At 55.8% G+C, this 15,112-nt stretch carries 12 protein-coding genes; 3 read left to right on the top strand and 9 right to left on the bottom strand.

Annotated features, from left to right (window positions below; all coding sequences use genetic code 11):
• Window positions 1-62: 62 nt before the first annotated feature.
• Window positions 63-956 (top strand): DNA-binding transcriptional regulator ArgP, encoded by an 894-nt coding sequence (gene argP, locus EQV24_RS13940; protein WP_008499727.1) that lies wholly within the window; start codon window positions 63-65, stop codon window positions 954-956.
• Window positions 957-1,004: 48 nt separating this feature from the next.
• On the opposite strand, the gene EQV24_RS13935 is transcribed toward argP, so the two are convergent.
• From EQV24_RS13935 to tkt, 7 genes are all read right to left on the bottom strand, one after another.
• Window positions 1,005-1,745 (bottom strand): oxidative stress defense protein, encoded by a 741-nt coding sequence (locus EQV24_RS13935; protein WP_013098631.1) that lies wholly within the window; start codon window positions 1,743-1,745, stop codon window positions 1,005-1,007.
• 92 nt (window positions 1,746-1,837) lie between these two features.
• Window positions 1,838-2,473: an arginine exporter ArgO gene (argO, locus tag EQV24_RS13930; RefSeq protein ID WP_045902713.1), complete on the bottom strand. Its 636-nt coding sequence runs from the start codon at window positions 2,471-2,473 to the stop codon at window positions 1,838-1,840.
• 145 nt (window positions 2,474-2,618) lie between these two features.
• Window positions 2,619-3,473, bottom strand: a complete 855-nt coding sequence (locus EQV24_RS13925) for a small-conductance mechanosensitive channel MscS (RefSeq protein ID WP_013098633.1) — start codon at window positions 3,471-3,473, stop codon at window positions 2,619-2,621.
• A gap of 185 nt (window positions 3,474-3,658) precedes the next feature.
• A complete protein-coding gene (fbaA, locus tag EQV24_RS13920) occupies window positions 3,659-4,738 on the bottom strand; it encodes a class II fructose-bisphosphate aldolase (RefSeq protein ID WP_013098634.1) in 1,080 nt (359 codons plus the stop codon).
• Window positions 4,739-4,829: 91 nt separating this feature from the next.
• Window positions 4,830-5,993 (bottom strand): phosphoglycerate kinase, encoded by a 1,164-nt coding sequence (pgk, locus tag EQV24_RS13915; RefSeq protein ID WP_013098635.1) that lies wholly within the window; start codon window positions 5,991-5,993, stop codon window positions 4,830-4,832.
• A gap of 49 nt (window positions 5,994-6,042) precedes the next feature.
• Window positions 6,043-7,062, bottom strand: a complete 1,020-nt coding sequence (epd, locus tag EQV24_RS13910) for an erythrose-4-phosphate dehydrogenase (RefSeq protein WP_014833195.1) — start codon at window positions 7,060-7,062, stop codon at window positions 6,043-6,045.
• A gap of 357 nt (window positions 7,063-7,419) precedes the next feature.
• On the bottom strand, window positions 7,420-9,411 hold the full coding sequence (gene tkt / locus EQV24_RS13905; RefSeq protein ID WP_038420542.1) for a transketolase: 1,992 nt from the start codon (window positions 9,409-9,411) through the stop codon (window positions 7,420-7,422).
• Between the two features lie 272 nt (window positions 9,412-9,683).
• On the opposite strand from tkt, the gene EQV24_RS13900 reads away from it, so the two are divergent.
• Window positions 9,684-10,442 (top strand): M48 family metallopeptidase, encoded by a 759-nt coding sequence (locus tag EQV24_RS13900; protein ID WP_013098638.1) that lies wholly within the window; start codon window positions 9,684-9,686, stop codon window positions 10,440-10,442.
• Window positions 10,443-10,652: 210 nt separating this feature from the next.
• On the top strand, window positions 10,653-11,921 hold the full coding sequence (locus tag EQV24_RS13895; RefSeq protein WP_130626702.1) for an OprD family outer membrane porin: 1,269 nt from the start codon (window positions 10,653-10,655) through the stop codon (window positions 11,919-11,921).
• 60 nt (window positions 11,922-11,981) lie between these two features.
• On the opposite strand, the gene EQV24_RS13890 is transcribed toward EQV24_RS13895, so the two are convergent.
• A complete protein-coding gene (locus EQV24_RS13890) occupies window positions 11,982-13,622 on the bottom strand; it encodes a thiamine pyrophosphate-binding protein (RefSeq protein ID WP_130626701.1) in 1,641 nt (546 codons plus the stop codon).
• Window positions 13,623-13,635: 13 nt separating this feature from the next.
• On the bottom strand, window positions 13,636-15,105 hold the full coding sequence (locus tag EQV24_RS13885) for an aldehyde dehydrogenase (protein ID WP_038420547.1): 1,470 nt from the start codon (window positions 15,103-15,105) through the stop codon (window positions 13,636-13,638).
• Window positions 15,106-15,112 lie beyond the last annotated feature (7 nt).

Below are 15,112 nucleotides of genomic sequence, written 5' to 3'. Positions count from 1 at the left end.
GCCACAAAGGGAAAATTGTGTCATAGTGCAGATTAAGCAAAATTAAGGAGTAAGCCAGAGCAATGAAACGTCCGGACTACAGAACACTACAGGCACTTGATGCAGTTATTCGTGAACGCGGTTTTGAGCGCGCAGCGCAAAAGCTGTGTATTACTCAGTCCGCCGTATCACAGCGTATCAAACAGCTTGAAAACATGTTCGGGCAGCCACTGCTGGTGCGTACCGTGCCACCGCGTCCAACAGAGCAAGGACAAAAGCTCCTCGCCCTGCTCCGTCAGGTTGAACTGCTGGAAGACGAATGGCTGGGTGATGAACAAACGGGTTCTACGCCGTTGCTGCTGTCGCTGGCGGTGAACGCCGACAGTCTGGCAACCTGGCTGCTGCCCGCCCTCGCCCCTGTTCTGGCCGATTCCCCTATCCGTCTGAATCTTCAGGTTGAAGATGAAACCCGCACCCAGGAACGCCTGCGTCGCGGTGAAGTGGTCGGGGCGGTCAGTATTCAGCCTCAGGCACTGCCAAGCTGCCTGGTGGATCAACTGGGGGCGCTGGATTACCTGTTTGTCGGTTCAAAAGCCTTTGCGGAGCGCTACTTCCCCAATGGCGTCACCCGCGCCGCGCTGCTTAAGGCGCCTGCCGTGGCGTTCGACCATCTGGACGATATGCATCAGGCTTTCCTGCAACAAAACTTTGACCTGCCACCGGGCAGCGTGCCGTGCCACATCGTGAACTCGTCTGAAGCCTTCGTGCAGCTTGCGCGTCAGGGAACCACCTGCTGCATGATCCCGCACCTGCAGATTGAAAAGGAGTTGAAAAGCGGTGAGCTGATTGATTTGACGCCGGGGCTGTATCAGCGCCGGATGCTTTACTGGCACCGTTTTGCGCCGGAAAGCCGCATGATGCGCAACGTCACCGACGCGCTGCTGGCATACGGGCACAAGGTGTTGAGACAGGATTAATCGCTTGAATTCCCTCTCCCTGTGGGAGAGGGTTAGGGTGAGGGCAAATTACTGCGCCTTAGCCGTCTCAGTTTGCTGAGTTTGCGTCGGCTCCAGCTGGAACACCACATCAACCTGATCGTCGAACTGAATGGTCGGCTGCTCATAGCTTTCCTGAGCAGATACCGGCGCCGCATCGGCTTTCATCATCCGTACCATCGGGCTTGGCTGATAGTTAGAGACGTGGTAACGCACGCTATACACCGGGCCGAGCTTACTCTTAAAGCCAGCGGCCAGCTGCTGCGCCTGATGCATCGCATCGTCAATTGCCGCTTTACGCGCTTCGTCTTTGTATTTCTCCGGTTGCGCAACGCCCAGTGAGACGGAACGAATTTCGTTCAGACCCGCCTTCAACGCGCCATCCAGAAGGGAGTTCAGCTTATCCAGCTGGCGGACGGTCACCTCAACGCTACGCACCGCGCGATAGCCTTTCAGGATACTTTTGCCGTTCTGGTAGTCGTAATCAGGCTGAGTACGTAGGTTCGCAGAGCTGATGTCTTTTTTGGCAACACCGTTCTGCTCCAGGAAAGAGAGATATTGCGCAACACGATCGTCAGCCTGCTTCTTGGCGGAAGCGGCATCCTTCGCGGCCACGTTGACTTCAATTGCCAGCGTCGCAACATCCGGTACCGCATCCACGCTGGCGGTGCCGGAAGTGACGATGTGCGGACCATTTGGCAATTCATTCGCCTGAACAGACACCGCACCCAAACTTACTAATGCCGCCAGGGCCATCACGTTAAACTTCACTGTCATTCCTCCATGTTGCGAAGAGTGCCCTAACAACAGGGCGCATGCCAGCAAGCTTAGCGGGTCCTGCTCAGTTGTCCATAAGACAACGCTTAGTTGAACAATCCCTGAACATGATGAATCCCCTCTTTCGCCAGCTGAAAGGCAATGACCCACATCACCACGCCCACCAGCGTGTTGATGATCCGCTGGGCTTTGGCGGTACGCAAACGGGGTGCCAGCCACGCCGCCAGAATGGCGAGGCCAAAGAACCAGAGGAAGGAGGCGCTCACCGTGCCCAGGGCAAACCAGCGCTTCGGCTCAACGTCCAGTTGCCCACCCAGGCTCCCGAGCACCACAAACGTGTCGAGATAGACGTGCGGATTAAGCCACGTTACCGCCAGCATGGTGACGATGATCTTCCAGCGCCCCTGCTTCATCACTTCGGCGCTGGCCAGCTCCAGGTTACTGCTCATTGCCGTTTTTAACGCACCGAATCCGTACCACAGCAGGAAGGCGACCCCGCCCCAGGTCACCAGCGTCAGCAGCCAGGGTGACTGCATCAGCAGCGCACTCCCGCCAAAAATCCCGGCACAAATCAGCAGTAAATCGCTTACCGCGCACAGCAGAGCAATCATCAGATGATACTGGCGGCGAATCCCCTGGTTCATGACAAACGCATTTTGCGGACCGAGGGGAAGGATCATGGCTGCGCCTAACGCAAGCCCCTGAAAATAATACGATAACATGACATTTATCTCGCAGAATTGTCTTTGGAGCAGACTATACTGCGAGAAGAACATTAGAGGAAATTGATAATATTAATTGGGTATTAGCATAGCTAATAAAAGATAAGCCCGGTGGCGCTAACGCTTACCGGGCCTACGGGAGACGTTATTCGGCTTCTTTTACTTTTTTGACGTTTACGTCCATCTGCGGATACGGGAAGCTGATGCCGTTGGCGTCAAACTCGCGCTTAATGCGCTCCAGTACGTCCCAGTACACGTTTTGCAGATCGCTGCTTTTGCTCCAGATACGCACCACGAAGTTAATAGAGGAAGCACCCAGCTCATGCAGGCGCACGGTCTGCTCTTTGTCCTTCAGAATGCGATCGTCGGAGGCGATGATGTTAGCAATCAGCGATTTCACCTGATCAATATCGGAATCATACGCCACGCTGATAATTAACTCGTTACGGCGCACCGGCTCGCGAGAAAAGTTAATAATGTTGCCCGCGATGATTTTCCCGTTCGGGACCACAACGATACGCCCGTCAACGGTACGCAGAGTGGTAGAGAAAATTTGTACCTGCAGTACGGTACCGGCAATGCCGCCCAGATCAACATACTCGCCGGAACGGAATGGACGGAAGGTGACCAGCAGAACGCCTGCAGCCAGGTTTGAGAGCGAGCCCTGTAACGCCAGACCAATAGCCAGACCCGCGGCACCAAGCACGGCTATGACGGATGCCGTTTGTACCCCCACGCGCCCCAGTGCAGCAATCAGCGTAAACGCGATGATGCCATAGCGCACCAGCGCAGAGAGAAAGTCAGCCACCGTAGCGTCAATGTGTCGCGCTACCATCACCCGGTTGACCGCATTCGATACAATACGCGCCACGATCATCCCGACGATGATGATGGCAATCGCCGCGACGATATTCACGGCGTAGCTCAGCAGCAGCGCCTGGTTGCGCACCAGCCAGTTACCGGCGTTATTGATGCTGTCTACAACATCGAGTTGTTCCATTTATTCTTCCTTTTGTTAAACCAAAACACAAATCCATCCCCCATGGAGACAGGCAGGTCCGTAAAGGGTAAACAAAAAGCGCAAGTTTTGCCAAACAGATCACAAAAACCGCTCTGACAGGGTATTGAAAAAGCATAAAAAAAAGCCCGCGTTTGCGGGCCTCCTGATGCTGTCAGCAGCTCAAATTACAGAACGTCGATCGCGTTCAGCTCTTTGAATGCCTGCTCCAGACGGGTCACCATGGACGTCTGCGCTGCGCGCAGCCATACGCGTGGATCGTAGTATTTCTTGTTCGGCTGGTCTTCGCCTTTCGGGTTGCCCAGCTGGCCCTGCAGGTAAGCTTCGTTCGCTTTGTAGTACTGCAGGATACCGTCCCAGGTTGCCCACTGGGTGTCGGTATCGATGTTCATTTTCACTACGCCGTAGCTTACGGAGTCTTTGATTTCCTGAGCAGAAGAACCGGAACCGCCGTGGAAGACGAAGTTCAGGCTGTTGTGCGGCAGGTTGTGTTTCTTGGACACGTATTCCTGAGAGTCACGCAGGATGGTTGGGGTCAGAACCACGTTACCTGGTTTGTAAACGCCGTGTACGTTACCGAAGGACGCTGCAATGGTGAAGCGTGGGCTGATTTTGCTCAGCTCGGTGTAAGCGTAATCAACGTCTTCTGGCTGAGTGTACAGAGCAGAAGCGTCCATGTGGCTGTTGTCCACGCCGTCTTCTTCACCGCCGGTGCAACCCAGTTCGATTTCCAGGGTCATGCCCATTTTGGACATGCGCGCCAGGTATTTGGAGCAGATCTCGATGTTCTCTTCCAGAGACTCTTCAGACAGGTCGATCATGTGAGAAGAGAACAGTGGCTTACCGGTAGCCGCGAAGTGTTTTTCACCCGCGTCCAGCAGACCGTCGATCCACGGCAGCAGTTTCTTCGCGCAGTGGTCAGTGTGCAGGATAACTGGAACACCGTAGTGTTCAGCCATCTGGTGTACGTGGTGCGCACCAGAGATAGCGCCCAGGATTGCAGCACCCTGAGGAATGTCAGTTTTCACGCCTTTACCTGCAATGAACGCAGCGCCGCCGTTAGAGAACTGTACGATAACCGGTGCTTTAACTTTTGCAGCGGTTTCCAGTACGGCGTTGATGGAGTCAGTACCCACGCAGTTAACTGCTGGCAGAGCAAAGTTGTTTTCTTTAGCTACCTGGAACACTTTCTGAACGTCATCACCAGTGATCACGCCAGGTTTTACGAAATCAAAAATTTTAGACATGTTGCTTAGTCCTGTATCTTCGGCCGTTAGAAAAGGTGCGAGCTCTTAAAGCGCGCTGAAAATTGGGCAGGTTTCCCTGCCCTTGAATGGCTTACTTCTTAGCGCGCTCTTCGAGCATTGCTACTGCTGGCAGAACTTTGCCTTCCACGAATTCGAGGAATGCGCCGCCACCAGTGGAGATGTAGGAGATTTTGTCAGCGATACCGAACAGGTCGATTGCTGCCAGGGTGTCACCACCGCCTGCGATAGAGAACGCTTCGCTGTCTGCGATAGCGTTAGCAACAATTTCAGTCCCTTTACGGAAGTTCGGGAATTCGAACACGCCAACAGGACCGTTCCACAGGATAGTTTTTGCGTTTTTCAGGATTTCAGCCAGTTTCTGTGCAGAAACGTCGCCCAGGTCCAGAATCTGCTCTTCATCTTTGATGTCGTTTACAGATTTCAGGGTAGCAGTCGCCGTTTCGGAGAACTCAGTGGCAACGCGAACATCGGTTGGAACCGGGATATCACAGGTACCCAGCAGGCGTTTGGCTTCGTCAACCAGGTCTGCTTCATACAGGGATTTACCAACGTTGTGGCCCTGAGCGGCAACGAAGGTGTTCGCGATACCACCGCCAACGATCAGCTGGTCAGCGATTTTAGACAGGGAATCCAGAACGGTCAGTTTGGTAGAAACTTTAGAACCACCCACGATGGCAACCATTGGACGAGCAGGCTCTTTCAGTGCTTTACCCAGCGCATCCAGTTCCGCAGCCAGCAGAGGACCAGCGCACGCAACGTCTGCGAATTTACCGATCCCGTGGGTAGACGCCTGCGCACGGTGTGCAGTACCGAATGCATCCATTACGAATACGTCGCACAGCGCCGCGTATTTTTTGGAGAGTGCTTCGTCGTCTTTCTTCTCGCCTTTGTTGAAGCGAACGTTTTCCAGCACCACCAGCTCACCGGCAGCCACTTCCACGCCATCCAGGTAATCTTTCACCAGGCGAACCGGGCTGGACAGTTTGTCTTTCAGGTAATTAACAACCGGCAGCAGAGAGAACTCTTCGTTGTACTCGCCTTCAGTTGGACGACCCAGGTGGGAGGTCACCATCACTTTCGCACCCTGCTTCAGAGCCAGTTCGATGGTTGGCAGAGATGCACGGATACGCGCGTCACTGGTCACTTTGCCATCTTTAACTGGCACGTTCAGATCCGCACGGATGAAAACGCGTTTACCAGCCAGATCCAGATCGGTCATCTTAATTACAGACATGGTGAATCCTCTCGTTGATTCTTAAAGTTTTGCAGACGCACGATGCGTCTTACCTGAAACCTTTAGCGGCCATTGCTAACGTGGTATCGAGCATTCGGTTAGCAAAGCCCCATTCGTTATCACACCAGACCAGCGTCTTGATAAGGTGTGCGCCACTGACGCGCGTTTGCGTGCCATCAACAATGGCGCTGTGCGGGTCGTGGTTAAAATCCACTGAGACCAACGGTAATTCCGTATAGTCAACTATACCATGAAATGCCCCCTGTGCCGCTTTTTGCAGCAACAGGTTGACTTCACAGGCTTTTACCGGTTTTTTCACCGTCACGCTGAGATCAATTGCGGTGACGTTTATCGTCGGTACACGCACGGCAATCGCTTCAAAACGGTCATTAAACTGCGGGAAAATTCGGGTGATCCCGGCAGCCAGCTTTGTGTCCACCGGGATGATTGACTGGCTCGCAGCACGCGTGCGTCGTAAATCCGGGTGGTAGGCGTCGATGACCTGCTGATCGTGCATGGCGGAGTGAATCGTGGTCACGGTGCCGGATTCAATGCCATATGCATCGTCTAACAGTTTAATGACCGGAATAATGCAGTTGGTGGTGCAGGAGGCGTTGGAGACAATACGGTGTTCGGCTTGCAGCTCATGCTGATTGACGCCGAAAACGACCGTTGCGTCGAGGTCGTTACTGCCGGGATGAGAGAACAGGACTTTTTTCGCGCCGGCGGTGAGATGCGCTTCGCCGTGTTCGCGGTTGCCATATACGCCGGTACAGTCAAGCACCACATCCACACCCAGTTCACGCCACGGTAGCGCGGCAATACTGCGCTCATGCAGTACGCGGATCGTATCGTCACCGACAAACAGCTGATCCCTTTCCTGGCGCACGTCCCAGGCAAAGCGTCCGTGGCTGGTGTCATATTTCAATAAATGCGCCATGCCCGCAGCATCCGCCAGTTCATTGATTGCCACCACGGTAATTTCCGCCCGACGCCCGGATTCATATAAAGCACGAACCACGTTGCGCCCGATGCGACCGAAGCCATTAATCGCTACGCGTACGGTCATAGATCTCCTGCAAAGCTATCCCTGAGTTCGAGGTGGCTGAAAGAGTAATCCAGCTACGCCCGAAGGGGAATCTTTGCTATCACAAACTGCGATTGATTGGTCAATTGTCGAACATTTAATCGACTGAAACGCTTCAGCAAGAATAAGCGAATCGGGGAATAAAAGGAATGTCTGTCCAGATGAATAAGCGAGCTATATGACTTGCGTCACATTTTGGATGGAATAATTTACAGAGCAGTTACATGTCTGAGGAATAGTGCCTACAAAAAAGCCGGGTGGCGCGCTAGCGCTTACCCGGCCTACTTTCGAGCCATTTGTAGTCCCGGTAAGCGTAAGCGCCACCGGGCAAAACGGCAATTACAGCAGTTCTTTCGCCTTAGCGACAACGTTCTCAACGGTGAAGCCGAACTCTTCGAACAGCTGCTCTGCCGGAGCAGATTCACCGAAGGTGGTCATACCGACGATAGCGCCGTTCAGACCCACGTATTTGAACCAGTAGTCAGCGATACCCGCTTCAACCGCCACGCGTGCGGAAACGGCTTTAGGCAGTACGGATTCACGGTAAGCAGCATCCTGCTTGTCGAACGCATCGGTAGACGGCATGGAAACCACGCGCGCTTTAACGCCTTCGGCAGTCAGTTTGTCCCAGGCTGCAACAGCCAGCTCAACTTCAGAACCGGTTGCGATGAAGATCAGCTCTGGCTGTCCCGCGCAATCCTTCAGCACGTAGCCACCGCGGGCGATGTTCGCCAGCTGCTCTTCGGTACGATCTTGCTGCGCCAGGTTCTGACGGGAGAGGATCAGCGCGGTTGGACCGTCCTGACGCTCAACGCCATATTTCCATGCCACTGCAGATTCCACCTGGTCACATGGACGCCATGTGCTCATGTTCGGGGTGACACGCAGGGAAGCAACCTGCTCTACCGGCTGGTGAGTTGGACCATCTTCGCCCAGACCAATGGAGTCGTGGGTATAAACCATCACCTGACGCTGTTTCATCAGCGCAGCCATACGCACGGCGTTACGGGCATATTCCACGAACATCAGGAAGGTAGAGGTGTACGGCAGGAAACCACCGTGCAGGGAGATACCGTTCGCGATAGCGGTCATACCGAATTCACGTACACCATAATGGATGTAGTTACCGGCCGCATCTTCGTTGATTGGCTTAGAGCCAGACCACAGGGTCAGGTTAGACGGTGCCAGGTCAGCGGAGCCGCCGAGGAATTCTGGAAGCCATGGACCGAACGCTTCGATCGCATTCTGAGACGCTTTACGGCTGGCGATTTTAGATGGGTTCGCCTGCAGCTTAGCGATGAACTCGTTCGCTTTCGCGTCGAAGTCAGACGGCATTTCACCTTTCATACGACGGGTGAATTCAGCCGCTTCCTGTGGGAAGGCTTTAGCGTAAGCCGCGAACTTCTCGTTCCAGGCCGCTTCTTTCGCCTGACCCGCTTCTTTGGCATCCCACTGGGCATAGATTTCAGATGGGATTTCGAATGCAGGGTGTTTCCAGCCCAACGCTTCACGGGTCAGCGCGATTTCCGCGTCGCCCAGTGGCGCACCGTGGGAATCGTGGGTGCCCGCTTTGTTCGGAGAACCGAAGCCGATGATGGTTTTGCACATCAGCAGGGATGGTTTGTCAGTGACCGCACGCGCTTCTTCTACTGCACGTTTAATCGAGTCAGCATCGTGGCCATCAACGCCACGCACAACGTGCCAGCCGTAGGCTTCGAAACGTGCCGCAGTGTCATCAGTGAACCAGCCTTCAACATGACCGTCGATGGAGATACCGTTGTCGTCGTAGAACGCAACCAGTTTGCCCAGCTTCAGGGTACCTGCCAGGGAGCACACTTCGTGAGAAATGCCTTCCATCATGCAGCCGTCGCCCATGAACGCGTAGGTGAAGTGGTCAACAATGTCGTGACCAGGACGGTTGAACTGCGCCGCCAGAGTCTTCTCAGCAATCGCCATACCCACCGCGTTCGCAATACCCTGACCCAGTGGGCCGGTCGTGGTTTCAACACCTGCGGTGTAACCCACTTCCGGGTGACCCGGGGTTTTGGAATGCAGCTGACGGAAGTTTTTCAGCTCTTCGATAGGCAGATCGTAGCCAGTGAGGTGCAGCAGGCTGTAGATCAGCATTGAGCCGTGGCCGTTAGACAGCACGAAACGGTCGCGGTCAGCCCATGCCGGGTTCTGCGGGTTGTGGTTCAGGAAATCACGCCACAGGACTTCGGCGATATCAGCCATACCCATAGGGGCCCCTGGGTGGCCAGATTTGGCTTTCTGTACTGCGTCCATGCTCAGCGCACGAATAGCATTAGCAAGCTCTTTACGTGAGGACATTTTAACTCCAGATCGGACTGTTAAAGGCCATGCCCTTGACGACAGCGCGTTTTGGGCTACGCCGGAAAAAAGTGCCAACAATGTAACCCAAGCGGCATGCCATGTACATGGAGCATTCTTTTGCCGCTTAAGAAATCTCTGGATCATGCTCGCATGTTGCGCAATCTGCTCGCCCGGGCCCGTCGATATTCCTTATACTTAGCCCGACCCCGGCTTCGCTGTCGGTGTACTTTTCGGATTTTATTCAGATTAACGAGTACGGAAGCAACCTCATGAAAATGCGTGCATTAGTGCTGGCCCTGGGTACAACGTTCCTGCTGAGCGGTTGTCAGAATATGGATTCTAACGGCCTGATGTCCTCAGGCGCAGAAGCTTTTCAGGCCTATTCCCTGAGCGACGCGCAGGTTAAAGCCCTGAGCGACCAGGCCTGTAAAGATATGGATGGAAAGGCTACGATTGCCCCGGCCAACAGTCCCTACACGCAGCGTCTGAATAAAATTGCCTCTGCGCTTGGCGATAACATTAACGGTCAGCCGGTGAACTATAAAGTGTACGTCGCGAAAGACGTGAACGCCTTTGCCATGGCGAACGGCTGTATCCGCGTTTACAGCGGGTTAATGGACATGATGACCGACAACGAAGTGGAAGCGGTGATCGGCCATGAAATGGGCCACGTTGCCCTCGGCCACGTGAAGAAAGGGATGCAGGTCGCCTTAGGCACTAACGCCATCCGCGCGGCGGCGGCTTCTGCGGGCGGTATTGTGGGCAGCCTGTCCCAGTCACAGCTTGGCGATGTGGGCGAAAAGCTGGTTAACTCCCAGTTCTCTCAACGTCAGGAGTCCGAAGCGGATGACTACTCCTACGATCTGTTGCGCAAACGTGGTATCAATCCAGCAGGTTTAGCCACCAGTTTTGAAAAGCTGGCTAAACTGGAAGCCGGACGTCAAAGCTCCATGTTTGACGATCATCCGGCCTCAGAAGCGCGTGCACAACATATTCGCGACCGTATGGCCGCAGACGGAATTAAATAATTTTGGAAGGAGGCAAATTTGCCTCCTTTTTATTTCGCATGAATTGCTAACTTAACCGCACATATCGGTAACACCCACAAAAGCCCCGTCACACCTGCCCTTCACCATTGAAATGTCTGGTCACATAATTATTGCAATCGGTTATTTTTCGGGTAATTATCGAATCCGCAGTAATTCAAATTAATATATTAAGACAGAGACGTTCCCTCCGTGAAAAAAGAATTATCGTTAGTTGCGTTAAGCATATTTGCCACATTACCTGCCGTTGCAAGCCAACAATCAGACAGCCAGGGTTTTATTAATGACAGCCATTTAGATCTGTTTTTACGCAATGCGTATATCAGCCGTGATTATCACCAGGGCCAGCAGGATAAAGCAGAATGGGGTCAGGGTATCATCGCCACCTTTGAATCAGGTTTTACCGAAGGAGTGGTTGGCTTTGGCGTGGACGGCATTGCGCAGTATGGCGTGCGTCTGGACGGTGGCCGCGGTAAGAGCGGCGCAGGTGGCATTGACTTCTTTAAACAGGAAGACGACGGACGCGCAAAATCCGATCTGGCGAAATTTGGCGCGACCGCCAAAATGCGCATCTCGAATACCGTACTCAGCTACGGTAATCAGCGTCCCGAGCTGCCAATCATTAACGCCGACAGTTCCCGCCTGCTGTTTGAAAGCTACACCGGCACCATGCTGACTTCTAAAGAGATCGACGGTCTGGAAATCAACGCCGGTTATTTCACCGACGAGCAGCGTAAAAGTGACGATCGCCACGACAGCGGCCTCAAGGGCTTCTCCTTCGGCGGGGCGAGCTACCAGTTCAATGACCAGTTCAGCGGCGCGCTGTACGCCTCCCATAATGAAGAGGTGATGAACAAGCAATATCTGGGCATGTATTTCAAACAGCCGTTCAGCACTGGCCAGCAGCTGGTACTCGATTTTAACGGCTACAACTCGCGTCTGGATCAGGGCTACGCAGACAGCCTCGACACGGGCCGCAGCAACACCATCTGGAGCCTGGCGGCGAGCTACATCTGGGATATCCATACGTTCAAAGTGGCGTACCAGCAGAGCAGCGGAAGCACCGGCTACAACTATGGCGGCTACCGCGACCAGGGCGGTGTTGGTGACGGCGGCAACACCATCTGGCTGGCGAACTCCTACTGGTCTGATTTTAATGGTGAAGACGAACGTTCATGGCAGGCGTCTTACGGGCTGGACTTTGGCGGTCTCGGTTTGCCGGGTCTGAGTTGGACCACCGCCTACGTGCGTGGCGACAATATTAAAACCGCTGAAACCAGTAACGGCAAAGAGCATGAATGGTTTAACCAGATCCAGTATCAGGTGCAGGACGGCCCGGCGAAAGATCTGAAGCTGAAACTGCGTTATTCCGTACTGCGCGTCTCCAGCAACGCCAGCGATTACAACGTGGGCGGGGATGAGATCCGCGCTTACGTGGAATACCCGTTTAACGTGTTCTGAGTTTGTCCCCTCACCCTAACCCTCTCCCAAAGGGAGAGGGCCGGGGGGAGGGAAAAACAGCTAGTAAAGCGTCTTCTGTGGGGGCCCGGCAAACTTCAGCGCGCCAATTTGTCCCATCCGCACTTCCACTACCGACGGTCCCGGCATCGCCAGCGCTTCCGTCATCACCGCATCAAAATCCTCTACCCGCTCAACGCTCCATGCCTGCAGGCCAATCGCCTGTGCCAACAGGGTAAAGTCCGGCGTATGCAGCTCGTTATAGTACTGACGGCCACCGAAATACTTGTCCTGTATACCGCGCATAACGCCGTAGCCGCCGTCATTCATGATAAGCAACGTCACGTTGGCCTTCTCCTGCGCCAGCGTCGCCAGTTCGCCCAGATTCAGGCTCAGACCGCCGTCCCCCACCAACCCCACCACTTTGCGTTGTGGGTTGGCAATCGCGGTGCCAATCGCCATCGGCAGGCCCATGCCAATTGCCCCGGCCAGAGAGTGAATATTCATCAGCGGCCCCCTGGCGCGGAACAGTCGGCTGCCCCACAAGCTACCGGAAACGGTAATATCGCGCACCAGCAGGCCATCTTCAGGTAGCGCTTTCTCTATGGCATCGTTGAGTTGCGCATAGGCGCCGCACTGTTCACGCAGCCCACGTTCGGCCTGTGTCACCGCCTCCTGAACCAGACCATCCCATTGAGCATTCCCCCATTCACGCCCCTGTGCTTTTTCAGCCAGCGCGTTCAGCAACGCTGAGCAGTCGGCTACCAGCGTGTTATCCATCACATAGTTACGGCTTGCCGCCGCCGGGTCGATATCGATCTGTACGCGCGGAGAGGGCAGTTCGAGCGTCCATGAACGGGTCTCATTGCTGCGCAGACGTGAACCGGCGATCAGCGTAAAGTCACACTGCGCGATCAGCGCTTCAACCGATGGCGAGTTGTGGAATGCCCGCAGGCTGGCGCGATGGCTGTCCGGCAGCACGCCGCGCGCGTGAGTGCTGGAGATCACGGTGATACCTGCATCCGCCAGCTTTTTCACTGCGTCCGCGCAGCCCAGCGCACCGCCGCCCAGCCACAGCAGCGGCTGTTTCGCCTGCTTGAGTTGCGCCCAAAGCGCATTAACACTCCCGACATCTACCGGCGAAACCGACGCCGGTTTCACCGGAGCGGTCACCAGCGACAGCGGAATTTTCGCGCCCTGAATATCAATCGGGATCTCCACGGAGACCGGCCCGCACGGCGGTGTCTGCGCCTCCTGAATCGCTTTATGCAAAATCGCTATCGCCTGACTGGCATTGCTGATGCGATACGCCCGTTTTGAGCTGGCCTTCAGGAAAGTCAGCTGGTCGCGGGTTTCATGGATAAACCCGGTGTCGGCATCCAGCCAGGCTTTTTCTACCTGCCCGGTCAGGTGCAGCAGCGGCGTGCAGGCGTTCATCGCCTCCACCAGCGCGCCTACGGCGTTACCCGCGCCCGCGCCGGTGCTGGTCAGCGCCACGCCAAGGCCGGAAAAACGTCCGTGGGCATCAGCCATGGTGACAGACCCCGCTTCGCCGCGTGCCGGTACAAAGCGGATGTTGCCGCGCTGCCCTACTGCATCCGCGATGGGCAGGTTGTGAATAGAGATGACGCCGTAGATGGCCTCAACCTGATACTGCTCCAGCGTTCTGGCGATGGCGTCGCCGACGGTTATCATTTCGCTCATTGCTCACCCTTTCTCAGTCGCACCAGTGGTTGACGCTGTTACCCGTCGCCAGATAAATGCTCTTTTGCTGCATCCAGGCTTTCAGCCCCTGAATGCCCTTCTCGCGGCCCAGACCGCTCTCTTTAAAGCCCCCGAACGGGGTCGAAATCGCAAATACTTTGTAGGTGTTGATCCACACCGTGCCGGCCTCAAGCTGTTCGCTTAAGCGCAGCGCGCGCCCGGTATCGCGTGTCCAGATCCCGGCGGCCAGGCCGTAAACCGAGTCGTTGGCCTCGCGGATAAGCGAGGTTTCATCGCGAAACGGCATCGCCACCAGCACCGGGCCAAAGATCTCCTCCTGGCAGACACGGGCGCTGTTGCTCAGCCCTTCGATAATCGTTGGCAGGAAGAAGCTGCCGCTTGCCAGCGTGGGATCGGCCGGGATCTCTCCACCGCACAGCACGCGGCCCCCTTCACGCTTTGCCAGCTCAACGTACGCCTGTACGCTCTGACGATGTTTTTCATTGATCAGCGGCCCAACGTGGACACCGTCGGTAAACGGATGTCCGACGCGCAGACCGCGGGTTAACTCCAGCAGCCGCGCCATCAGCGGGGCGTAAAGGCTCTCGTGGATAAACAGCCGTGAACCGGCGATGCACGCCTGCCCCGCCGAGCTGAAAATGCCGTAGCAGATCCCGCGCGCGGCCTGCTCGATATCCGCATCCTCCAGCACGATAGTCGGCGATTTTCCGCCCAGCTCCAGCGATGCCGGGATCAGTTTTTCCGCCGCCACGTGGGCCAGGTGACGGCCCGTGGTGGTACCGCCGGTAAAGGAAATTTTGCGTACCTTAGGGTGGCGTGCCAGCGCGTCGCCAATCACCGAGCCTTTGCCCGGTAGCACGCTCAGCAGCCCGGCGGGCAGCCCGGCCTGTTCAAATATCCGCGCCAGCTCCAGCGCCATCAGCGGCGTGGCTTCGGCGGGCTTGAGGATCACCGCGTTACCCGCGGCAATGGCCGGAGCGACCTTCTGCATCTCGCTGGCAATCGGCGAGTTCCACGGCGTGATGGCCGCCACCACGCCGAGCGGCTCATAGCGGCTCAGGGTCAGTAAATCCGGCTGGCGCGGCGTCGGAAGTTCCCCTTCCAGCAGCTCGCAGGCGGCGGCAAAGTAGCGCGCCGTTCCCGCCGCGCTCATTACCAGCCCGCGGGCCTCCGCCAGCGGCTTGCCGTTATCGCGGCTCTGCATCTGCGCCAGCTCGTCGACGCGGGATTCAATGAGATCTGCCACCTTGTGCAGGATCTTCGCCCGTGTATGCGGCAGGCTGTGGCGCCAGGCGGGATCGCGCCACGCGCGCTCGCCGGCCTCGATCGCGTCATGCAGATCGTCGGGACTGGCCGCATTCAACGTCGCGTTGATCGACCCGTCTGCCGGGAAATAGCTCTGCATCGGGTTGCCGCCACCGTGTCGCCACTGGCCGCCGATAAATATCTTCAGATCGTCCATCGTCACT

Origin of the sequence: Enterobacter sp. A8 (genome assembly GCF_004296595.1) — a bacterium.
In the GTDB taxonomy this organism is placed as follows: Bacteria; Pseudomonadota; Gammaproteobacteria; order Enterobacterales; family Enterobacteriaceae; genus Enterobacter; species Enterobacter cloacae.
The sequence above is the reverse complement of the archived record's forward strand: the minus strand, read 5'-3'. Positions and strand labels throughout refer to the sequence as shown.